Origin of the sequence: Bifidobacterium hapali (assembly GCF_002259755.1) — a bacterium.
Lineage (GTDB): Bacteria > Actinomycetota > Actinomycetes > Actinomycetales > Bifidobacteriaceae > Bifidobacterium > Bifidobacterium hapali.
In genome coordinates this window covers 132074-154095 of record NZ_MWWY01000021.1, presented here as the reverse complement: position 1 = coordinate 154095, position 22022 = coordinate 132074, and the positions used below count along the sequence as shown (strand labels likewise).

The window sequence follows — 22022 nt, the reverse complement described above, 5'->3', positions numbered from 1 at the left end:
GCTCGTTGGAATCTTGAGGAGGCCTGCCCATAGTACGAGAGGACCTGGGTGGACGAACCTCTGGTATGCCAGTTATCCCGCCAGGGGTATGGCTGGTTAGCTACGTTCGGAAGGGATAACCGCTGAAAGCATCTAAGCGGGAAGCCCGCTCCAAGATAAGGATTCCGTAACCATTTGGTTTGAACCCTCCATGAAGAACACGTGGTTGATAGGCCGGACGTGGAAGCCCTGTAAAGGGTGGAGCTGACCGGTACTAACAGGGAACAACAATCACTATATTCAACCCATAACATTGGGTTGGACAAGTATCCAACTATGCTACAAACTAACTCCAACAAGGAGCAGTAACTATCACGAAAACGATGAATCGCGTCTACTATCCGGTCCCCAAACCATCACAAGACCAGCAGAAAAAAACATGATTTTTCTGACTGTATTAATTGAAGATTTGCGGCGGTCATAGCCCAGGGGAAACGCCCGGTAACATTCCGAACCCGGAAGCTAAGACTTGGCACGGCAATGGTACTGCACTCGCTAGGGTGTGGGAGAGTAGCACACCGCCGCTATACACGTGATATGAAAACCCGGTCGAGCACACACTCCCGGGTTTTCCCATTTTCTCTTATAACTAGAATACAACCACTACACTAACACATGGCAGAAAACACTCGCTTACACCCTAGTCAGTGAGCATTATCCGCCACTACACGTAACGACTGGCAGAAAACACTCACTCACACCACTATCAGCGAGCAAAAACCGCCACTACAACTAGTGACTGGCAGAAAATGCTCACTCACATCACTATCAGCGAGCAAAAACCGCCACGCAGCTACGTGTAGCCGCTGGCCTAGCCAAGGAAACTGTGTTTAGTACACGGAATAGCCACCATCGACTTGAAGATTAATGCCGGTTACATAAGAAGCCGCATCACTGGCTAAAAATAGGACAGCGGATGCAATCTCAGCATTAGTCCCAAAACGATGCATCGGGACCGGTGCAATCATCAGATCATGAGCATCTGGCGTAATCCGCCCATCGAAAATACCAGACCATACGTATCCCGGTGAAATCGCGTTTGAACGAATACCGTATGGGGCCAGTGCAGCCGCTAAATATCGTGCGTATTCGTAAATACCAGCTTTTGTTGCACCATACGCTGCAACAGGAGAGGGACCTCCACCAATGAAGTTCGCGTTGTGCCCAGACAATGAGGAAGTAAAAATCAGCGAGCCACCATGATTGTGTTCGCGCATAATATGTTGTGCAATCTGCGCAGTCATATATGCGCCGGTCAGGTTGATATCAATCGTCTTCTTCCATACTTCATACGGTTCATCTGCATCATCGCCGGGCACGTTCACACCCGCGTTAATAAACGCAATATCTACCGTTCCCAGCGCTGTAATCAGTGACTTTTTCAGCGCATCCACTTGCTCACGATCTGCCACGTCACAATACAATGGCACAATGTTCACGTCATAGCGTTTCGCTAGCTCAGCAGCCAACGGTTCTAACGTGTCACGCGTACTTGGCAGATCAACCAACGCCACGTCCGCACCAGCTTCCGCCCATGCAGCTGCAACGTTGCGACCCAAGCCGCCCGCGCCACCGGTTACGAACCCTTTTCGTCCAGCCAGTGAAAAGCGCCGCATAATGCGATGATCTGGTTCTTTCCACTCGTCCAACGGATATTGATCAAATACTGTTGCATCGGTCATACGACCAACCCCCATCCTGTTTCGACTCAGCGTCGTTGCCATAGCCGCTTATTCGAGGGTATCATGCAGGGTCGGACCGTCGGCGTTTCTATAGTTGTCCAACGCTCACATGCCATATCACAAGCATGAGCCGCAAGTAAAGACGAGGGGTCAGGGTATCTTGAATAGGTTGAACGAGCGATACCGCTCATGTCGATGATTCGGAGAATAACATCATGGTTTTTGGCACTGATCCCCACCCGCAGGGACTTGCGAATCCGCCGATCGACGATCTGATGGAGCATGCCGATTCCAAGTACGCTCTGGCGATCTTCGCGGCGAAGCGCGCCCGTCAGATCAACTCCTATTTCACTCAGCTTAACGAAGGTCTGCTGCAGAATGTTGGCCCGCTGGTTGAATACCAGAATCAGGAGAAGCCACTATCTATCGCATTCCGCGAAATCAACGAGGGCCTGCTTGAGGAAACGCTCGGTGAGGATGATCTGAGCGAAGGCAACTGATCGGCAGGAAGCTGCACACCGCGAGTGCGCAGCGAATTATATCGTATACGCCCTATCGGTATGTTCTGGAAGGAACAATCTTCACCAGAATATGCCGATGGGGCGTACTATTTTGTGCTAATAGCAGTTTCTGCTAGGGACAAATTCGCTCTGCTATTGCCGCCGACGGACGCGAATGGGGAACAGTGCGGCATAAAGAAGGTGCGAACATGGAGCGTCGGTTGATTTCTGCCGAGTCTGTGACCGAAGGTCATCCTGACAAAATCTGCGATCAGATTTCCGATGCAATTTTGGACGATCTGCTGCGGCAGGATATCCATTCGCATGTTGCTGTTGAGACTGTAGCGGGTGTTGGACAGTTCCTGATTTTCGGTGAGGTTACGAGCGAAGGCTACTGCGATGTGCAGAACGTCGTGCGTGATGTCGTGCGTCGTATTGGTTACACGAGTAGTGAAGTCGGCTTGGACGCTGACTCTTGCGGTGTGTTGGTGTCCATCACCGGTCAGAGTGCGGAAATCAATCAGGGTGTGTCTCGTCTCAACGCTGAACAAGAATCTGAGGCTTCTCGCGAAGAACGGTATGAAGCGCAGGGCGCTGGCGATCAAGGTGTGATGTTCGGTTACGCGACTGATGAAACGTCTGCAATGATGCCGCTGCCGATTTATCTCGCGCATCGTCTCGCATATCGTCTTGCACAAGTTCGCAAGAGCGGCGAAGTAGCGCATCTTCGTCCGGATGGTAAGACGCAGGTCACGATCGAATATGACGAGAACGATCACGCAGTACGTCTTGACACGGTGTTGATTTCTACGCAGCACGATCCTGAAGCAACGCACGACTGGCTGCAGGCACAGCTGACTGAGCATGTCATTCGTTCGGTACTCGATGAAGTACTTGGCGATAGCGTTGAGCACGACGACTATCGTGTGCTCGTCAACCCGACCGGCTCGTTCGTACTGGGTGGTCCTGCTGCTGACGCTGGTTTGACTGGTCGTAAGATCATCGTCGATACGTACGGTGGTGCGGCTCACCACGGTGGCGGTGCGTTCTCTGGTAAGGACCCGAGCAAGGTTGACCGTTCGGCTGCGTACGCGGCTCGCTGGGTGGCGAAGAATATTGTTGCTGCTGGACTCGCACACAAGGTTGAAGTACAGGTTGCGTACGCGATCGGCGTAGCTGACCCGGTGAGCGTGAACGTCGAGACCTACGGTACAGAAATCGGTGGCGTGACGCGTGAGCAGATTCAGCGCGCAGTCCGTCAAGTCTTCGATCTGCGTCCGGCTGCGATTATTGACGAGCTCGATCTGTTGCGTCCGATTTACGCGAAGACTGCTGCATACGGTCACTTTGGCCGCGACGATGAAGATTTCACGTGGGAACACACTGATAAGGTTGACGCGCTCAAAGCTGCGATTGAAGCGTGATCGCGTTTAGACGATGAACATATATGCCTGCTGCGATGTGCATTATGCGTATTGCGGCAGGCTCTTACTATGAAAGAGGCGACATCATGGGGTACGGCAAAGCAATGACCGTCGGCGAGATGGTCGGCGAGTTCATCGAACCGAATCCGCTGCTGAGAGTGGAAGCATTCGACGGATCAACGTTTGGTCCAGACACAGCTGATCTAGTTGTTACGATCAACAATCCGAACGCAGTATACCAACTACTTACGCATCCCAACGAAATCGGCGTAGTAAGAGCGTATGTGCTTGGTGACTTCGATATCAAAGGCATTGACTATGCGGACCCGTATCCGCAATTGCGGCAGCTTCTGTCAGTCGCGCCGTATGTCAAGACATTATCCGCGCTCCGTATAGCCAAGGTCGGCAGCGCGATCTTAAGTCACGGCTATCACAAACCGCCGGTGCCGAAGACGGAAGGACCGTCGAAATTCGCACGTATTAAGTCAGGTCTGCTGCCTCATACGGAAAAAGCTGACAGCGAAACCGTGAGTTTCCATTACGATCTGTCGAACAAGTTCTACCGTAACTTCCTCGGGCCGACCATGACATACACGTGCGCGGTGTTCCCAACGGAAGACACAAGTCTCGAAGACGCGCAGCTCAACAAGATTCGACTGGTACTTGACAAACTGGGATTGAAACCCGGCGATCGTCTGCTCGATATCGGTTGCGGTTGGGGATCACTGGTGATTGAGGCTGCGAAGCGCGGTATTCACGCGCTCGGTGTGTCGCTGTCGAGGGAACAGATTGAATACGGTCAGGAGTGGATTCGCCGCGAAGGACTTGAAGATCTTGCCGAACTGCGAGTGATGGATTATCGCGATGTGCCTGAGCGTGATTTTGACGGTATTTGTTCGATCGGCATGATGGAACATGTGGGCGTGAAGAATTATCAAAGCTACTTTGAGGAGATGTTTAAGCTCCTTAAGCCGTGTGGTCGTCTGCTCAACCATCAGATCACGATCAGCCACGACAAGCCGGACGGCAAGCCTGGTACTGACGAGTTCCTCGACCGCTATATTTTCCCGGATGGCGATCTTGGCGCGCCTGGCTTCATCGAATCGTGCATTCACGATGCCGGTTTTAACGTGGTGCATCAGGAGAATCTGCGTCAACATTACGCGCTCACCTTGCATCATTGGAATCACAACCTTGCGCAGCATTGGGATGAGGCTGTTGAAGAGGTCGGTTTTGAGCGTGCGAAAGTATGGGGCTTGTACATGGCTGCGTGCGCGTTGAACTTTGAACTCGACGGTATTCAGGTGCATCAGTTCCTTGCGGTGAAGCCTGATCGTGTGGGCCATCCGGATGGCAAGTGGTATCCGTTGCGTCCGTGGTGGCAGGCATGAGATTGACTCGCTGAGTTTGAGCTGAGCTAACTCAACGCGCATGGGGAGCGATCTGCGTAGATTCTGTGGTAGAACAGAGAGCTATGACCGCTCCCCATGCCGAACAGTTGACGTTTGACGGATTCGCATCCCCGAAGCGTCGTCGCACGTCCGCGGCCAAAACTCCAGCCGCTGACCGTCCGATTGCACAGATTGTACTCGACGTGCAAGCTACGCATTTGGGTCGAACGTTTGACTATCTCATTGACGAGCGCCAGTCTGAAGCGGTGCAGCCCGGCGTAATGGTACGCGTACGATTCGGCGGACGGCGTGTCAACGGTATTGTCTGGAATCGTGTTGCTACTAGCGAAACTGCGGCATCATCCTTGCGGTTTATTGAACGTGTACTCACTCCGGCGCCACTCGTGTCGGCATCGATGCGTGAAGATATTACGCTGATTGCCGACGCGTATGGTGGCACTCGTGCGAATATTCTGCGGTTCGCAGTGCCGCCGCGCGTGGCTAGTGTTGATCAAGAACAGCGCGTGGCGTCAGGTCGAGAGCGCAGTACACCGTTCGGCTCTGCGCAAGACGTGCGAGGTGTGCAGGGTCACAGTACACAAGGTTACCGTTTGTATGATGCGCACGAACAGCATAAGCAGGCTCGCGATACTGGATTTGCGCGGATTCGGCAATCGTACGATGGTGCTGAACGTCTGCGTGACGCGTTGGAAGGCAGCGGATTTGCTTCGTTTGTAGTTGATGCGATGCCCGGCGCACAGCAGTGGGCGCGCGATCTTACATGGATGATGATGACCGCAATGTTAGCCGGCAAGTCGGCTGTAGTAGTGTTGCCAACTTCGCGCGAGGTCGAAGATCTTGCTCGTACGCTTACGACATGTGGATTGCGCCAATTTGCGCCCGATCAAGCTACGCATGGCCAATATCAAGGTGATTTTGTGGTGCTCGACGGTGGTTCAGTGCCGCCGGCTGAGCGATATCGTGCGTATGTAGCGGTGGCGAGTGGACAGGTGCGCTGCGCGATTGGCGCGCGATCGGCGATGTATGCGCCAGTTGAAGGGCCTGCGTTATTTGCGATCGTTGACGATCTTGCGTATCAAAATATGGATGGTTTTATGCCATATCCGAATGCGCGCGGTGTGCTACGGTTGCGTGCGAAAGCTCATGGCGGTGTGTTCGTCAGCTTTGCGAATGTGCGCAGTCCGATTAGCCAGTGGGAGACGAATGGCGCCGGTGACCCCAGCGTGGTTCGTGAGACGCCGACGAGCGGTTTTTCCAGTGCGATTCGCCCATTACCAGCTGTTGTCAAAGACGCGAGCCCTTGGATACGTTGGCTGAACCGTGACGAGCTTGCACGCCTTGCTGATCCGAGTATTGGTGCTCGCGTACCGCATACGGCGGTGCGTATCTTAACTGATGCGCTCGCAACCGGCCCAGTATTACTGTCAATTCCAGCCGATGGGATTACGCAAGCGTTGAGCTGCGCGCGGTGCCACCGCCAAGCACGCTGTCCGCGGTGTACTGGACCGCTCGAACAAGTCGTGGAACATGCTGTGAAACATCCCGGTGTGGGTGGTGGCGCCCTTGGCAGCGGTCCGGCCCCGCGCGAAGCAACGTCTGGCGGTATTCGCTGCCGGTGGTGCGGTGTAGCAATTGTCAACTGGACATGCCCGGGATGCGGCAATGATCGTCTTCGTGTCGTACGCGTCGGAGCAGCTGGAACTGCGCGGGAACTAGCCGGACTGTTCCGAGGCGTGCCGATCGTTGTGTCCTCGCACAGTCAACCGCGCGGTGTGGTCGAGACAATCGCCGCAACCCCGCAAATCGTCATCGCAACACCGGGCTGTGAGCCGCGCGTTGCTGCGGTGTCGGGCGGTCCTAGTCCTAATGGTCTCGGCGAATACCGCGCAGTTGCAATTCTCGACGCGTGGACGAGCTTGTACGCACCCGGCGTGGACGCGCGTTGCGATGCGCTCGCCGCATGGATGCGTGCGATGGCCTTATGCGCACCCCGCTCGCGCGGCGGGCAGGGACTGCTCATCGGTGAAACTGATCCGGTGATCGCGCGTTCGCTGATGTTGTGGGATTCGTCGCTGTTGGCAAGCCGCGAGATTGAAGAACGTGAGGAAACTGGGTTGCCTCCGGTTGTTGCGGCTGCCTGTGTATGGGGTCGTCGCGACGTGGTGATGCATGCGCTGGCCGATATCGGTGTATTAACTGGCGACTGGTCCGTTGTCAATGATCTGCCGGCTGTGCTTGGTCCGGTACCGATTCCACAGCCGGCGACAATCAGTGCGCGTGAACTCGATGGTACTGCTGATCGAGTCAAAGCAGTGGTACGCGTGGCGCAGTCGCATCGTGCTGAGCTTGCGATTCGACTGCGCACGGTTGTTTCCCGCCATGTTGCGGCGCGCGAGCCTGGCGAGTTGCGGTTCCGGCTCGATCCCAAGGACCTTATTTAACCTGCGCGTGTTCCCATGGGCGGATGGTCGGCGCGACATGGGACGATAGTGAGCGAATGCTGTGCAATATTGTGCGGAAAATGGAGGATCTCATGAAAGGTTGGCCGGGAGAGCCGGACATGGAACATGATGTGCTGATGGCGGACGGTAACGCTGCATCAGCTGCAGGCAAGCCGATCACCGACGTGATTTTCGACTTCGGTAACGTACTGATTTACTGGGACCCAGCAGCCGTGCTCATCCCACGTTACGATCAGGAGACGATTGACCGATTCCTCGATAATGATATTTCCGGATTCTATGATGCTAACGATCTCATGGACGGTGGTGAGACTCCAGACGAGGCGATCGCATGGATGCGTGAAACGCATGGAGCACAGTGGGCTGATATTCTGCGCTATTACGTCGATAATTTTGAAGATTCACTGACTGGCGTGGTGCCAGGCATGCGTGTGCTTGTTGACGATCTCAAGGCTGCCGGTATTGGCGTGTGGGGTCTGTCGAACTGGGAGAAGGAACTCTTCCATTGTGCTGAAGAAAACTGTAAGATTTTGCAGCGGCTCGACGGCAAGCTCGTTTCTGGATTTGTGAAACTGCGCAAGCCACATCGTGAGATTTATGATGCGGCACTCGAACGTTTCGGCATCAAGCCTGAAACGAGTGTGTTCATCGACGACAAGGCGATGAATATTGTCGGTGCGAACGAGGCCGGTATCCGCGGTATTCGATTCTCAGATTCGCGTAAATTGCGTAATATTCTCATCGCCCAAGGTGTGAATATTCCCGCTGTACGCGACGTACGATAACGGACAGTCTCATACCCCTTGGTAGCGAAGGAGTATATGACGAGCCGTGCATGAGATGTAAGGAGTGATGATTTGCTGAAGATTTTGTTCGCTGGTACACCGGATGTGGCGGTACCAGCACTACGCGCACTCGCCGCCGATACTGAGCATATTGAGATTGTTGCCGTTCTGACGCGCCCTGACGCGCCTACTGGTCGTGGGCGTCGCTTGACGCCAAGTCCAGTCAAGCAGGCTGCGCTCGAACTTGATTTGCCAGTCATCGAATCAGATCCGTCTGAGGAGTGTTTCGTCAGCGAACTCATCGCTACAGGCGCTCAGGCGGCTGCGGTAGTCGCGTACGGCAAGATTTTGAAAGAGTCAGTGCTCGACGCGCTACCGCTCGGTTGGTATAACCTGCATTTTTCCATGCTGCCGAAGTGGCGTGGCGCAGCACCCGCACAACGTGCTATTTGGGCAGGCGACACATCCACTGGTGTAACGGTATTTCGTATTACGCGCGGCATGGATGCAGGTCCGATCGTTGCTCAGCTGGAAACTGAGATCGGTCAGCATGAGACAGCTGGTGAATTGCTAGCCCGTCTTGCGCAAGTCGGCTCATCAGTACTCGTGCGCGCGATGGAAGCGGTCGAATCTGGTCGAGCAGCCGCTGTGCCACAGCAGGAAGGCGAGTATGCAAAAGCTGAAAAAATCACGGTAGAAAGCGCGCATATCCTGTTTGAAGCGCCAGTTCACGATGTGGATTGTCAGATTCGTGCATGCACGCCAAATCCGGGTGCGTGGTGCATGTTACATGCCGATGATACAGATGGTGCTGAGCCGACGACACTGCATGTGTTACGTGCGCAGCCGGCCAATATGGATGACTCGAATGTACCGACTGAACTTGGTGTAGGCGTACTTGCGGCCGGCAAACGCAATGTGTGGGTCGGCACACTTTCTGAACCGTTGGAGCTTCTCGAAGTCAAAGCGCAAGGCAAAAAAGCTATGCGTGCTGCTGATTGGGCACGTGGCGCACGCCTCGCCACAGGCGCGCACTGCGCGTAGCTGGCGTGTCGTGGCACGTTGACAATTTACTGGCTCGCCTGTAGGCGCTGTCCTGACAAGGGGAGCCGGTACACGCTACTGACGCAGTAACAGTAGGACACGCGTAAGATCGCGCTCATTAATCGCATAATGCGCGGCGAGCTGAGTTTTCGGCTTCGCACAAAACGCAATCCCCAAGCCAGCCGCTTGAATCATCGGAATATCGTTCGCACCATCACCTACGGCCACAGTCTGCGCCATCGGTACACCGCATTGCCCGGCCCACTCCTGCAACGCATGTAACTTGACAGTCTTACACACGATCTTGCCGAGTACTTGTCCGGTTAATACTCCATCAACAACGTCGAGTCGATTCGCTAACCAATAGTCAAGATGCGCGTCCGCTGCTAGTCGGTCCACTACTTCGTGGAATCCGCCCGAAACCACGCCAACTTTCCAACCATGCGCATGTAATTCGTCAATCAGCTCCAACGCACCATTGGTAAAATGCAGCGACTGATACACCGTGTCAAAAACAGACACCGGCAGTCCTTTAAGTAACGCAACACGTGCGCGTAACGCTTCACAAAACTCAAGTTCGCCACGCATCGCACGCTCAGTCACGGCCGCAATCTCAGCGCCACAGCCGGCAGCCTCGCCCAGCTGATCAATAACTTCTTCGTCAATCAACGTGGAATCCACATCCATGACGAGCAGACCGGGCTCAGCAAGCGTCGGCAGCACACTCGCCTCTGTAATCCGAGCTGTCTCAAGCGCACTAGCTGACGTGTCAAGATCCTGCACTGTTTCCTCAACCATGCTTTTGATTGTCGAAAAACGTTGGGACAATGACCCTTATGACTTTTCCCGCGACATATTCAGGATTTATTCTTGCCTCCAACGATATCGCCGTGTGCACCACCGGCGAAACTGGCCTGATCGGTATGATTACCGACTGGCTAGTGACGCTCATGGAAACGGTCGGCGGTATTGGCGTAGCGCTTGCCATCGCGCTCGAATCGATTTTCCCACCTATTCCCAGCGAAGTAATTCTGCCACTCGCCGGTTTTACTGCCGCGCGTGGCACGCTCAATCTTGTCGAAGCGATTATTTGGGCGACGGTCGGCTCTCTGCTCGGCGCGTGGGCCCTGTATGGCATCTCGCGTTGGGTTGGTTTGCATCGTATTCACCGCGCGGCCGACGTAATTCCCGGCGTCAGTCGCGCGGACGTGAACAAGGCTAACGATTGGTTTACCCGTTACGGTACGTGGTCGGTACTGATCGGTCGCGTAATCCCGGTTGTGCGCTCGCTGATCTCGATTCCCGCCGGTTTCAACCGCATGAATTTCGTACAGTTCACTGGATGGACGCTGCTTGGTTCAGCGGTTTGGAATACGATTCTCGTGACGACCGGGTACGTGCTCGGTGACCAGTGGTGCTCGATTCAAGGTGCGCTTGGTGTGTTCGAGGATGTGGTGATCGTTGTCTTCATCGTGGTCGTTGCGATACTGATTATTCGCAAAGTCCGTAGCATAATCATGGAACGTAAACAGCGTGGGTAACCAATAACGCAAACGTCAGCAGCGTAAGCAACGCAAGTAACGCAAGAGAAAGGTCTGGTATGAGCGACGAGAGGAGCGCGCAAGAACTAGCCGAACTCAATGATCGACTTATGGAACGCAATCATGCGCTCGCACAGGCGTTGACTCGCGCAGGTAAGGAACTGACGAAAGCGAAGTCACAACTTGCGCAGCTCGCTCAGCCGCCGCTTACGTTTGCGACGATGGTGCGCCTCGACGCGACACACATGGACGATGACGGTGTTCAGCATGCCAGTGCCGAAGTGATCTCTGGTACGCGACGCATGGTCGTGCCGGTTGCAGCTAACGTGAACGCTGCGCGACTGGCTGCCGGCAATACGGTGATGCTCAACGAAAACATGGTACTAGTTGAGCAGCGTGGTGCTGATACGGTTGGTGCTGTTCGTACAGTCAGTCAGCCGCTTGCTGATGGACGGTTGATCGTTGCGGATGCGTCTGGCAATCCGCGACTTATTCGACGCTCTAGTGCGCTTGCTGGCGCGTCAATCAACCCGTCTGACCGTGTCATCGTCGATCCTTCGGACCGACTCGCGCTCGAAGTGCTGCCAGAAACTGACGACGCTGATCTCGTGCTCGAAGAGACGCCAGACGTAACCTTTGCGGATATCGGCGGCCTTGACGAGCAGATCGAACGCATACGAGACGCCGTGCAACTGCCATTCCTGCATCGCGCGCTGTTTGAACGCTACGATTTGAAACCGCCGAAAGGCGTGCTGCTATACGGTCCGCCAGGCAACGGTAAAACGCTGATTGCCAAAGCGGTGGCGCATGCGCTCGCTGAAGGATCGGGGAGTGGTTCTGGCGTATTTTTGTCGGTAAAAGGACCGGAGCTGCTTAACAAGTTCGTTGGTGAATCAGAGCGGCTGATTCGACTGATTTTTAAGCGGGCGCGCGAACGAGCTGCGGATGGGCGACCGGTGATCGTGTTCATTGACGAGATGGATTCACTGCTGCGCACGCGTGGTTCCGGTGTTTCGTCTGACGTGGAAACCACGATTGTGCCGCAGTTTTTGACTGAGCTTGACGGTGTGGAACGCCTTGATAATGTGATGGTCATTGGTGCTTCAAACCGCATTGACATGATCGACCCTGCTGTGCTGCGACCGGGCCGGCTCGATGTGAAAATCCATGTGGAGCGGCCTGGGCAGACTGGTGCGGCGGCGATTGTGAGCCATTATTTGACGGATGATTTGCCGCTAGAGGATGGCATGAATGCGGCTGGGCTTGTGCGCGAACTTGTTCACGATTGTTATGAGCGTTCGCCGCGACGGCACTTGTGTGATCTGTGCAATGATCAAGGCGTGTGGACGCCACTATTTTTGGCTGATGTAGCGTCTGGTGCGATGCTGCGCAATATTGTAGATCGGGCGAAAACGAAGGCTGTTAAAGCGTCGATCGTGTCTGGTTCACCGGTGGCGATTGGTATGCGACTGCTCGGTGAGGCGGTTGAGGATGAGTTTGTGGAGACGCGCGACGCGATCGCGGATGCGGACCCACAACAGTGGAGTCGCGTCAACGCGTTGGATGCTGGGCGCGTGGTGCGTGTTCGCGTGGCGCAGTGAATGCGCACCACGCGAACACATGTGCTGATGTGGTTATCCTATCCGCAAGCTCCTGCCTGTCGGCTTGATTGAGTACCTTGGAATCCATGAGTTCCAAAGCACTTCGTATGTCCACCCTGTTCCTGCGCACGTTGCGCGAGGACCCCGCCGACGCGGATGTTGATTCCGCAAAACTGCTGCAGCGAGCCGGTTATATCCGCAAAGCTGCGCCCGGTATTTGGACGTGGCTGCCGCTGGGTTTGCGCGTCCTCAACAAGATCGAAAACATTATCCGTGAGGAGATCAACGGTATCGGTGCACAGGAAGTACACTTCCCGGCATTGTTGCCGCGTGAACCGTACGAAGCGACCCATCGTTGGGAAGAATACGGTGACAATATCTTCCGTTTGAAGGATCGTCATCAGGCCGATTATCTGCTCGCTCCGACGCACGAAGAGATGTTCACGCTGCTTGTCAAGGACATGTACTCGTCGTACAAGGATCTGCCGGTTACGCTGTACCAGATTCAGACCAAGTATCGTGATGAATTCCGCCCGCGCGCAGGTCTGATTCGCGGTCGTGAGTTCATTATGAAGGATGCCTACTCGTTCACGATTGACGAGGAAGGCATGCGCAAGGCGTACATGGACGAGCGCGGCGCGTATGAGCGTATTTTCCAGCGTCTTGACCTGAAGTACGTGCCGGTGTTCGCTATGTCTGGTCCGATGGGCGGCTCGGCATCGGAAGAGTTTTTGGCTCCGATGGCGATTGGTGAGGATACGTTTGCGCTGGCGCCTTCTGGCAAGGCGTGGAACGTCGAGGCACTGCATACGCCTGAACTGCCGGAAATTGACGCTTCCGGTACGCCTGCCGCGTCCAAGGAGCCGACCCCGGACGCCAAAACCATCGATCAGATGATCGAGCGTGCCAATGCCGATCATCCGCGCACTGACGGTCGTTCGTGGGAGGCCTCCGACATCCTCAAGAATGTGGTGATCGCGGTCAAGCATCCGGAGGACTCTGAGCATGAGGAGCCGTGGCGCGAGATCATCATCGTTGGCGTTCCCGGCGATCGTACGGTGGACATGAAGCGACTGGAGGCCCAGTTCGCCCCTGCCGAGCTTGAGGAGGCCACCGATGAGGACCTCAAGGCCCACCCGGAGCTGGTGCCCGGATACATCGGACCCATGGCGCTCGGTCCGCAGGCTGCGAAGGCCGGTGTGAAGGAGCCGTTGCGTTACCTCGTGGACGCCCATGTGGTCAAGGGGTCGGCCTGGTTCACCGGTGCCGACGAGGATGAGGTCGACTACTACAACCTCGTCTATGGCCGTGATTTCGAGGCTGACGGCGTGGTTGAGGCCGTTGAGGTTCGCCACGGCGACATGAGCCCGGATGGTTCTGGTCCGTTGAGCTTCGAGCGCGGCGTGGAGATTGGTCAGGTATTCCAGCTGGGTCTGAAATATTCGAAGGCACTGGATTTGAAGGTGCTTGACCAGAACGGCAAGACGGTTCCAGTGTGGATGGGCTGCTATGGCATTGGCGTGTCTCGCGTGCTCGCGTGCATTGCGGAAACGCATCACGATGATCGCGGTTTGGCTTGGCCGTCGGTGATTGCGCCGGCACAGGTGCACGTTGTGGCGACCGGTAAGGACGAGGCTGCGTTTGAGGCTGCGGAACAGCTTGTTGCTGACCTTGAGGCGCGCGGTGTGGAAGTGATCTACGATGATCGCAAGAAGGTTTCACCGGGCGTCAAGTTTAAGGATGCGGAGCTTATCGGTGTGCCGCTGATTGCTGTCGTTGGACGCGATACCGTCAACAACGGTACGATCGAAGTACGCGACCGTGATGGTAACAATTCGGTTGCCGTGCCGGTTGCCGACGCGGTTGCTGCGATTGTCGATCGCCTGTAATTGGCATTTGATGACTTTGCACATTAGCCATTGATCAGGGGCTTCTCTGCTCACGCAGAGAAGCCCCTTCTATATGTTGTGAGTCAGGCGTCAATCGATTGATGTGGATAACTTGGCGAGTTGCACACAGTGACTTATCCACAACACGCCGGTAAGTTGAGTCTGCGTCCACAATACCAAAAAACGTTTGGTCATCAGTCGACATAGGGCATAGTGGTATTCACCGCGCGGATCACAGAGCGGGTTGACGATGGGGCCTCATGCCTACACCTCCACTCTCTCACCGAGGACCTCGACGAGTCCCCGTTCTGTGATTCACGCAGTCCACTTCAGCGACGAAAGGACCAACTATGGCATTACAACAAGGACTTGTCACCATCACTGGGCGAGTCGGAAGTATTCCGCAGGGGCACGGTAACAACGCTCCGCCTACAATCTGCACATTCCGTCTCGGCTGTACTCGCGGCTACTATGACGTCAATCGTCAATGGAAATCCGTACCAACCACATGGATAACCGTAAAAACGTTCCGCGCGCTCGCATCTAACGTACTGTCATCCGTGCGCATTGGTGAACCAGTTATCGTAACGGGAGTACTCGCTACGGAAGAATGGGAGACGGATGGCGGTGCCCGTCGTTCACGACTCGTCATCGAAGCGAGCAATGTGGGCCATGATCTCAACTATGGCACTGCTCGACTCAATATCGATCGCAAAGAAACTCCAACTTCTGCAAATGGTAGTGCCGCGCCAACGACGGCATCAGCGGCTGGAGTCAGTGGTGCGACGATACACAGTCCGGGTATGGGTGCCAGCTTGGGTGCCAATATTCAGGGGACTACCGTGACAGATGCGCTTGCGCATGACCCATATGCCAACGCTGGAGCGCAGATCGATACGTCTGTTCGAGAGAGCAGTAGCAATACTAATGCTGAACCGGTGATGATGAGTAGTGGGCAGGAAAACGCGACTGCACAAGAGACATCACCGCCAACTGGTAATACTCAGCCCGACCAATCGCAAGAGCACCTTGCGACCGACGACGGTGTGCCGCCACCCAGCGAACCGCCAACCGACGATTTTGGAGGTGACGAAGTATTCCTATGACAAACATACTGCTCTATATGCGTCATGCTCATGCCCGTGATCAGCCGTGGAATGGCTTATGCCCAAGCGCCGTCAGTATGTAGTGGCAGAAAACGCTCACTGATACCGTCTGAGTGAGCGTTTTCTGCCACTACATACTGTTGCGTGGCGGTTTTCTCTCACTGAGTACCAGCTCAATGAGAGAAAACCGCCACGCAACAAGGGTTGTAAGAATACCAAACGCGAATGTACGCGATAGTTTGTGCGGAACGTTACCAGATGGAGACACGAGACTCAGGTGCAAGCCACATGCCGTCACCCTCATGCACGTTAAACGCGGTGTAGAACAGGTCTACATTGCGTACGATGCCGTTCGTACGGCATTCAGCAGGGGAGTGCGGGTCGATTTGCAGATACTGCTCGGCCAGTTCATCACGGTTCTTAGTGCGCCAGATCGAAGCGTAGCTGAGGAAGAAACGCTGCAAACCGGTGAAACCGTCCATCGTTGGAGCCGTATCAAGTGACGCCTTGATAGCCTCCTGAGAGCCATCCTTAGGACGTCCAGCCGCATCGTCAAGCGCGAACGCATACGCCTTGAGTGCGATGTTCACGCCGCCTAGATCGCCGATGTTCTCTCCGATGGTCAGTGCACCGTTCACATGCGGTGCTTTACTTGGATCATCAGCGTACTTCTCGGCTAGCTGTGTCGGTACGAACGCATTGTACTGTTCGATGAGCGCCTTCGTACGCTGCTCGAAGTTTGCACGATCCTCGGCAGTCCACCAATTGTTGAGCTTGCCGTCGCCGTCGAACTGTGAACCTTGATCGTCGAAGCCGTGGCCGATCTCGTGGCCAATGACCGCGCCGATGCCACCATAGTTGGCGGCATCATCTGCGTTCGGGTTAAAGAACGGAGGCTGTAGGATTGCGGCCGGGAAGACAATCACGTTCTTGCTCGGGTCGTAGTATGCGTTCACGGTTTGTGGGTTCATTTCCCACTTGCCCTTGTCGACTGGCTTGCCTGCCTTGGCGATCTGATATCCGCTTTCGTACAGGCTTGCAGCTGCCATGTTTTCGATCAGCGTCGCATCTTCGTGCACGTCGAGTGCAGCGTAATCACGCCAGTGCTCGGTGTAGCCGATCATCGGCGTGAACTTGGACAGTTTTTCGAGCGCCTTGGCTTTAGTTTCTTCGCCCAGCCATGTGCTGCCGCTGATCGACACACGGTATGCGTCGATCAGATTGACGACTAGCTGTTCCATGCGCTGCTTTGAGCTTTCCGGGAAGTGACGGCGTACATATTCGCGGCCAACATCCTCACCGCAAATACCGTTGACGAGCGACACACCGCGCTTCCAACGGTCGCGTTGGACCTTGGCTCCCGAAAGCACCTTGCCGTAGAACGCAAAGTTTGTCTCATCGAACTCATGGCTTAAATACGATGCTGCGCCAATAATCACATGTACGCGTGCCCATAGCTTCAGATCGTCGAGATCAGCGGTAGCCCAGAACGTGTCGAAGCCGGTCAGGAAGCTCGGCTCATGTACAATAACGTGACGCAGTGCGTCGCTCATGCTCACGGGACGCGCGGCTGCGGCGGTTGTTTCATCGTAAGCATGTTGCCATGCCTCAGTCCATGCGGCGATATCAAAGTGTGCCAGCTCGCTGCTCAGCGTCTCGAAATCGGTAGGATTGTTGGTCTTTTGCGGGTCGCGTGTCGTCACGTTGTCCCAGTGATGCGCTGCAATACGCGTCTCTACGTCAAGGAAGCGTTCTGCTTGTGACTGCGCAGTGTCGCGGTCGCCGTATCCAGCGTTCGCAAGCTGCTTTGCAACCATGTCAACATACGCGTCACGCACCGGCTGGTAGCGATCCTCGCGATAGTATGCTTCATCTGGCAGTCCGATACCAGACTGTTCGATATGGACGACGTTCGTATCCGGGGCGACTGGATCACCGTAAATACCGATCGCAAACGGAGTCGTGGTTGCACCGGTGGGATCGAACTGGCCGAGCGTACGAGTCAAAGCAGACTTATCTTCGGCATTATCAATCGCTTCGAGTATCGGCTTGAGCGGCGTGATGCCAGCCTGCTCGATCGCATCGGTGTTAAGGAATGAACGGTATAGTGCGCGCGACTTTACTGCAGGGCAGTTGTCATCTTCGAGGATTTCGCGGATTTGGCTTTCAGCATCTTCGGCGAGCTTGTCGAATGAACCATATCGTGCCTTGTCGTCAGGCAGACGGTATGTATCAATCCACGGGCCGTTCACGTAGCGGAACAGGTCTTCGGACGGGGTGATGACGGAGGAAAACGCGGCCGGATCGAGGCCGGAGGTCAATGTGGTAGTCATAGCGTCCAGCCTATTCGTGTTAAGTGACAAACAGATTAGCGTACGTATTACGCACGAATAGACAGGTTGTCGCATTATGCCCATAGTGAGAATTAGACAATGTGTCTAAACTGGATACTGATATATGTCGGTGGATACTAACGGCAAGGAGTCACGATGAGCGATCCGAATACAAACGGTGCGCCGAACGGGCAGCCGGAATACGGTGCGTACGCTCCGCAAGGTCAAGCCAACGGTCAGTATTATCCATACGGTGGTGCACCGAATCAGAACGGTGCGCCGGGCAGTGCAGGTGCTCAGGGTAATGGTAACGGGCAGGGTCCGTCTGGGCAACAGCCGTATGGTCAATCCGGTCAGCCTTACGGCCAGTCATATGGTCAGTATCAGCCCAACAACAACGGTCCATACGCGGGTCAACAGCCTTATGGTCAGCCATTTGCGTACCAGCCCTACGGTCAGCCCGGTCAGTCAGGTCCGTACGGTCAGCCGAACGGCCAAAGCGGATGGCAGCCGGTCAGTGCGTTTAAGCTCATCGAGGAAATGCTGCCACAGCATGCAAAGAACGCAATCCGCGGTTTGTACGGCGTTATCGGTATTGCAGCCGTTATTCTCGGTCTTGCGCTACTGATCTGGCCGGGCAAAACACTCACCGTATTCGCGGTAGCGCTCGGTATTTACTTTGTTGTCTCTGGAGTTATCCGTATCGTCAGTGCGCTGGTAACCATCGGTTTGCCAGCAGGCTGGCGCATGCTCGATATTGTCATTGGCGTTCTGCTTGCGTTCGGCGGTGTGATCATGCTCAAGAACGCTGCACTGTCTGGCACATCGCTCGCAATTTTCGTCACGCTCATCGTTGGCTTCGGCTGGATTATGGAAGGTGTGATGGCGCTCGCTGAATCATGGCATCTGCCGAAATCTGGATGGGCGAAAGTCTATGCGGTTATCTCAATTATCGCCGGTGTAGTGCTGTTGTTCTCCCCGGTCAGCTCGATGCTCTTCCTTATTATCTTCGGTGGATGCTCGCTGATTGTGATGGGTGTTTCATCTCTGGTACGCGCGTTCACATTCGGCAAGCCTCGCAAGTAGCTTCTTACATGATTACCGAATGTGTTCTCAGGCAGAAGTAGTGTGTATTGAGTAGGCTAGTCGGCATGATCGAACTGAAAACTCCTCATGAAATCGAGGAAATGCGTCCCGCTGGCCGTTTTGTCGGCGGTATTTTAAAGGAACTTCGTGAAACCACCAAAGTTGGCACCAACCTGCTCGAGATTGACGAATTCGTGCACAAGAAGATCGTTGATCGCAAGGGAGCTGAATCCTGTTATGTGAATTACGCTCCCGACTTCGGTACGGGCCCGTTCGCACACTATATCTGCACGTCCGTAAACGATGCTGTCCTGCATGGCATCCCTTATGACTACAGTCTCAAGGACGGTGATCTGCTCAGCCTCGATCTGGCGATCAACGTGGACGGTTGGGTCGCCGATTCTGCCATCAGCTTTGTCGTTGGCAAAGATCAGGATCCTGAAGATTTGCGCATTATCAAGTGCACGGAAGCGGCGCTCGCAGCTGCTATTGACGTGGCGCGTCCGGGCAATCGTTTGGGTGATATTTCAAACACGATCGGTGATATTGCGCGCACGTATGGCTACCCAATCAACCTTGAATTCGGTGGTCACGGCGTTGGTCATATTATGCACGGCGATCCGCATGTGCCAAACGATGGCAAGGCTCATCACGGTTACCGTCTGCGTTCGGGCCTCGTGATCGCGATCGAACCGTGGTTCCTCAAGACTACGGACGAGATTTATCAGGATCCGAAAGATGGTTGGACACTGCGCTCGCAAGATGGTTCGCGTGGTGCGCACAGTGAGCACACGATTGCGATCACGGACAATGGCCCAATCGTGCTCACCGATCGCACGAATCTGTAAACCACAGTAGTATTTTGGCTCCCCTTGCAAGGGGAGCTGTCAGCGAAGCTGACTGAGGGGTAGCAACACCTTTGGAACGTTCCAAGAGTGTTGCTACCCCTCAATCGTCTGCGCTGCAATTATGGACGCGCTGCGCGCGCAGTTTACTGGCTCACCTTGGCGGCGAGGCTTAGTGTTTCCTCGCCGCTGTCACGGCTCGGCTGACGCTAAAACAGTCCACAGGACTGTTTGCTTAACGCGTCAGCTTGCGATGCAGACGGTGAGGACGCGCAGCATCTTCACCGAGACGCGCGACACGGTTCTCCTGATACGACTGGAAGTTACCCTCGAACCAGTACCACTTGGCCGGGTTTTCATCATCGCCTTCCCACGCGAGAATATGCGTGGCAACGCGGTCAAGGAACCAACGATCATGGGAAATCACCACAGCGCAACCTGGGAAGCCGAGCAGTGCATTTTCCAGTGATTCGAGCGTTTCAACGTCGAGATCGTTCGTAGGTTCGTCGAGCAGCAGCAGGTTGCCGCCCTGCTTGAGGGTCAACGCAAGGTTCAGTCGGTTGCGTTCACCGCCGGAGAGCACGCCGGTGAGTTTCTGCTGATCGGAACCCTTGAAACCAAAGCTTGCCACATAAGCGCGTGTCGGTACTTCGGTACCAGCTACGTCAATAAAATCAAGACCGCCGGAAACTGCTTCCCACAGGTTCTTGTTCGGGTCAAGTCCTTCACGATTCTGATCAACATAGCTGATCTTGACCGTGTCACCGATCTTCAGTTCGCCGGAAGTCAACGGTTCCAAGCCAACAATCGTCTTGAACAGCGTAGACTTACCGACACCGTTCGGGCCGATCACACCAACAATACCGTTACGCGGCAGAGTGAAGCTCAGATCGTCGATCAGCACACGGTCGCCAAACGCCTTATGAATATGATTCGCCTCAAGTACCAGCGAACCCAGACGCGGACCAGCCGGAATCTGAATCTCGGAGAAGTCGAGCTTCTTATTGTTACGTGCCTCCTGCTCCATCTGATCGTAACGTTCCAGACGAGCCTTATTCTTGGCCTGACGAGCCTTCGGCGAAGAGCGCACCCAGTCAAGCTCATCCTTCAAACGCTTGGCGAGCTTGGCGTCCTTTGCGCCCTGAATCTCCATACGCTTGGCCTTCGTTTCCAAGTACGTGGAGTAGTTACCCTTGTACGGGTACAGGTGGCCGCGGTCGACCTCGCAAATCCACTCGGCCACGTTGTCCATGAAGTAACGATCGTGGGTGACGGCGATGACGGCGCCCTTGTACTGGTGTAGGAACTGCTCCAACCACAAGATTGACTCGGCATCCAAGTGGTTCGTAGGTTCGTCAAGCAGCAGCAGATCAGGAGCTTCGAGCAGCAGCTTGCACAGTGCCACACGACGGCGTTCACCACCGGAGCACACTTTCACCGGCGTGTCCGGATCAGGGCACTGCAAAGCGTCCATCGCCTGATCAAGCTGCGAATCGAGATCCCAGCCGTTGGCTGCGTCGATCTCAGTCTGCAGCTTGCCCATCTCATCCATGAGCGCGTCGAAATCAGCGTCCGGATTGGCCATTTCCTCGCCAATTTCGTTGAAGCGAGCCACTTTTTCAGCGATCGGGCCGAACGCCATCTTAATGTTCTCGCCGACTGTCTTCGTATCATCCAGCGGCGGCTCCTGCTGCAGAATGCCAACCGTGAAGCCCGGTGTTAGATATGCCTCGCCGTTGCTGACAGTCTCGATGCCAGCCATAATCTTGAGTAGCGTAGACTTGCCCATGCCGTTGGGGCCGACCACGCCGATTTTCGCGCCGGGCAGGAAGCTCAGCGTCACATCGTCGAGAATCACTCGCTCGCCGAACGCTTTGCGCGCCTTAATCATCTGGTAAATGAATTCTGCCACTTGCAGTGTCTCCTTACCGAAAGGTTGAAATTTCGCCGTTTACTTGGCTTGTGCATGTCGATTGTCGACTGCGTTGTCCAGTCGATCGTTCTCGCGCGGCGCTTGTCCGCATGGCGATCGGTTTCATGCCAAACCACCGCCCACTATGGTAACGGAAGGGCTGGAATGGCGCGGCTAGCGGTGGGTTGCGCGCCTCGTCGTATATGGTATAACACATACAGCGCTGAGTGGGGCGCCGAGTATTGCGGTGGCAGTAGACAATGCTCGTTAGCGCTGTGAATTGCCGGAAAGTCTCATGCGCATGCCTGGCGAGCTCGGATGGGCTGCCATTATTCGTGACATGCGACCGCTTGAGGATGAA

At 55.1% G+C, this 22022-nt stretch carries 16 protein-coding genes and 2 rRNA genes; 14 read left to right on the top strand and 4 right to left on the bottom strand.

The features are described from left to right. Positions 1 to 277, top strand: a 23S ribosomal RNA gene (locus tag BHAP_RS05245); the annotation flags it as partial. 172 nt (positions 278 to 449) lie between these two features. Then, a 5S ribosomal RNA gene (rrf, locus tag BHAP_RS05240) occupies positions 450 to 566 on the top strand. A gap of 303 nt (positions 567 to 869) precedes the next feature. Here rrf and BHAP_RS05235 read toward each other — a convergent pair. After that, entirely contained in the window at positions 870 to 1721 is an 852-nt protein-coding gene (locus BHAP_RS05235; protein WP_244569309.1) for an SDR family oxidoreductase, read from the bottom strand. Positions 1722 to 1936: 215 nt separating this feature from the next. Between BHAP_RS05235 and rpoZ the strand changes: the two genes are divergently transcribed. The 6 genes from rpoZ (at position 1937) to fmt (ending at position 9348) form a co-directional block, all read left to right on the top strand. After that, positions 1937 to 2221 (top strand): DNA-directed RNA polymerase subunit omega, encoded by a 285-nt coding sequence (gene rpoZ / locus BHAP_RS05230; RefSeq protein WP_094729676.1) that lies wholly within the window; start codon positions 1937 to 1939, stop codon positions 2219 to 2221. A 209-nt stretch (positions 2222 to 2430) separates the two neighbouring features. Further along, the gene (gene metK, locus BHAP_RS05225; protein WP_094729675.1) at positions 2431 to 3645 is read left to right on the top strand and encodes a methionine adenosyltransferase; all 1215 of its coding nucleotides are present in this window, start codon (positions 2431 to 2433) and stop codon (positions 3643 to 3645) included. A gap of 86 nt (positions 3646 to 3731) precedes the next feature. Beyond that, positions 3732 to 5036, top strand: coding sequence for a class I SAM-dependent methyltransferase (locus BHAP_RS05220; protein ID WP_094729674.1), 1305 nt, complete (start codon positions 3732 to 3734; stop codon positions 5034 to 5036). Between the two features lie 83 nt (positions 5037 to 5119). After that, positions 5120 to 7498: a primosomal protein N' gene (locus BHAP_RS05215; RefSeq protein WP_094729673.1), complete on the top strand. Its 2379-nt coding sequence runs from the start codon at positions 5120 to 5122 to the stop codon at positions 7496 to 7498. 92 nt (positions 7499 to 7590) lie between these two features. Further along, a complete protein-coding gene (locus tag BHAP_RS05210; protein ID WP_094729698.1) occupies positions 7591 to 8304 on the top strand; it encodes an HAD family hydrolase in 714 nt (237 codons plus the stop codon). A 72-nt stretch (positions 8305 to 8376) separates the two neighbouring features. Beyond that, on the top strand, positions 8377 to 9348 hold the full coding sequence (gene fmt / locus BHAP_RS05205; protein ID WP_094729672.1) for a methionyl-tRNA formyltransferase: 972 nt from the start codon (positions 8377 to 8379) through the stop codon (positions 9346 to 9348). A 75-nt stretch (positions 9349 to 9423) separates the two neighbouring features. On the opposite strand, the gene serB is transcribed toward fmt, so the two are convergent. Then, positions 9424 to 10035: a phosphoserine phosphatase SerB gene (gene serB / locus BHAP_RS05200; protein WP_420807713.1), complete on the bottom strand. Its 612-nt coding sequence runs from the start codon at positions 10033 to 10035 to the stop codon at positions 9424 to 9426. Between the two features lie 149 nt (positions 10036 to 10184). Here serB and BHAP_RS05195 point away from each other — a divergent pair, with 149 nt between their 5' ends. The 4 genes from BHAP_RS05195 (at position 10185) to BHAP_RS05180 (ending at position 15485) form a co-directional block, all read left to right on the top strand. Beyond that, positions 10185 to 10889: a DedA family protein gene (locus tag BHAP_RS05195; protein ID WP_094729670.1), complete on the top strand. Its 705-nt coding sequence runs from the start codon at positions 10185 to 10187 to the stop codon at positions 10887 to 10889. Positions 10890 to 10948: 59 nt separating this feature from the next. Beyond that, the gene (arc, locus tag BHAP_RS05190; RefSeq protein ID WP_094729669.1) at positions 10949 to 12490 is read left to right on the top strand and encodes a proteasome ATPase; all 1542 of its coding nucleotides are present in this window, start codon (positions 10949 to 10951) and stop codon (positions 12488 to 12490) included. Between the two features lie 86 nt (positions 12491 to 12576). After that, on the top strand, positions 12577 to 14379 hold the full coding sequence (locus tag BHAP_RS05185; RefSeq protein WP_169713169.1) for a proline--tRNA ligase: 1803 nt from the start codon (positions 12577 to 12579) through the stop codon (positions 14377 to 14379). A gap of 350 nt (positions 14380 to 14729) precedes the next feature. Then, positions 14730 to 15485, top strand: coding sequence for a single-stranded DNA-binding protein (locus BHAP_RS05180; RefSeq protein WP_094729668.1), 756 nt, complete (start codon positions 14730 to 14732; stop codon positions 15483 to 15485). A gap of 251 nt (positions 15486 to 15736) precedes the next feature. Here BHAP_RS05180 and BHAP_RS05175 read toward each other — a convergent pair whose 3' ends face one another. After that, positions 15737 to 17818, bottom strand: a complete 2082-nt coding sequence (locus BHAP_RS05175) for a M13 family metallopeptidase (RefSeq protein WP_094729667.1) — start codon at positions 17816 to 17818, stop codon at positions 15737 to 15739. Positions 17819 to 17974: 156 nt separating this feature from the next. Between BHAP_RS05175 and BHAP_RS05170 the strand changes: the two genes are divergently transcribed. Together BHAP_RS05170 and map are read left to right on the top strand one after the other, a co-directional pair. Continuing rightward, positions 17975 to 18904: an HdeD family acid-resistance protein gene (locus BHAP_RS05170; RefSeq protein ID WP_094729666.1), complete on the top strand. Its 930-nt coding sequence runs from the start codon at positions 17975 to 17977 to the stop codon at positions 18902 to 18904. A 65-nt stretch (positions 18905 to 18969) separates the two neighbouring features. Then, positions 18970 to 19752 carry a type I methionyl aminopeptidase gene (gene map / locus BHAP_RS05165; protein ID WP_094729665.1) on the top strand — a complete coding sequence of 261 codons (783 nt, stop codon included), beginning with the start codon at positions 18970 to 18972 and terminating at the stop codon, positions 19750 to 19752. A gap of 232 nt (positions 19753 to 19984) precedes the next feature. Here the strand turns inward: map and ettA are convergent, their stop codons facing one another. Next, a complete protein-coding gene (gene ettA, locus BHAP_RS05160) occupies positions 19985 to 21661 on the bottom strand; it encodes an energy-dependent translational throttle protein EttA (RefSeq protein ID WP_094729664.1) in 1677 nt (558 codons plus the stop codon). Positions 21662 to 22022: the final 361 nt, after the last annotated feature.

Coding starts and splice junctions, on each gene's coding strand:
- BHAP_RS05235 (WP_244569309.1), bottom strand. CDS start 1,721: ATGACCGATGCAACAGTATTTGATCAATATCCGTTGGACGAGTGGAAA.
- rpoZ (WP_094729676.1), top strand. CDS start 1,937: ATGGTTTTTGGCACTGATCCCCACCCGCAGGGACTTGCGAATCCGCCG.
- metK (WP_094729675.1), top strand. CDS start 2,431: ATGGAGCGTCGGTTGATTTCTGCCGAGTCTGTGACCGAAGGTCATCCT.
- BHAP_RS05220 (WP_094729674.1), top strand. CDS start 3,732: ATGGGGTACGGCAAAGCAATGACCGTCGGCGAGATGGTCGGCGAGTTC.
- BHAP_RS05215 (WP_094729673.1), top strand. CDS start 5,120: ATGACCGCTCCCCATGCCGAACAGTTGACGTTTGACGGATTCGCATCC.
- BHAP_RS05210 (WP_094729698.1), top strand. CDS start 7,591: ATGAAAGGTTGGCCGGGAGAGCCGGACATGGAACATGATGTGCTGATG.
- serB (WP_420807713.1), bottom strand. CDS start 10,035: ATGGATGTGGATTCCACGTTGATTGACGAAGAAGTTATTGATCAGCTG.
- BHAP_RS05195 (WP_094729670.1), top strand. CDS start 10,185: ATGACTTTTCCCGCGACATATTCAGGATTTATTCTTGCCTCCAACGAT.
- arc (WP_094729669.1), top strand. CDS start 10,949: ATGAGCGACGAGAGGAGCGCGCAAGAACTAGCCGAACTCAATGATCGA.
- BHAP_RS05185 (WP_169713169.1), top strand. CDS start 12,577: ATGAGTTCCAAAGCACTTCGTATGTCCACCCTGTTCCTGCGCACGTTG.
- BHAP_RS05180 (WP_094729668.1), top strand. CDS start 14,730: ATGGCATTACAACAAGGACTTGTCACCATCACTGGGCGAGTCGGAAGT.
- BHAP_RS05175 (WP_094729667.1), bottom strand. CDS start 17,818: ATGACTACCACATTGACCTCCGGCCTCGATCCGGCCGCGTTTTCCTCC.
- BHAP_RS05170 (WP_094729666.1), top strand. CDS start 17,975: ATGAGCGATCCGAATACAAACGGTGCGCCGAACGGGCAGCCGGAATAC.
- map (WP_094729665.1), top strand. CDS start 18,970: ATGATCGAACTGAAAACTCCTCATGAAATCGAGGAAATGCGTCCCGCT.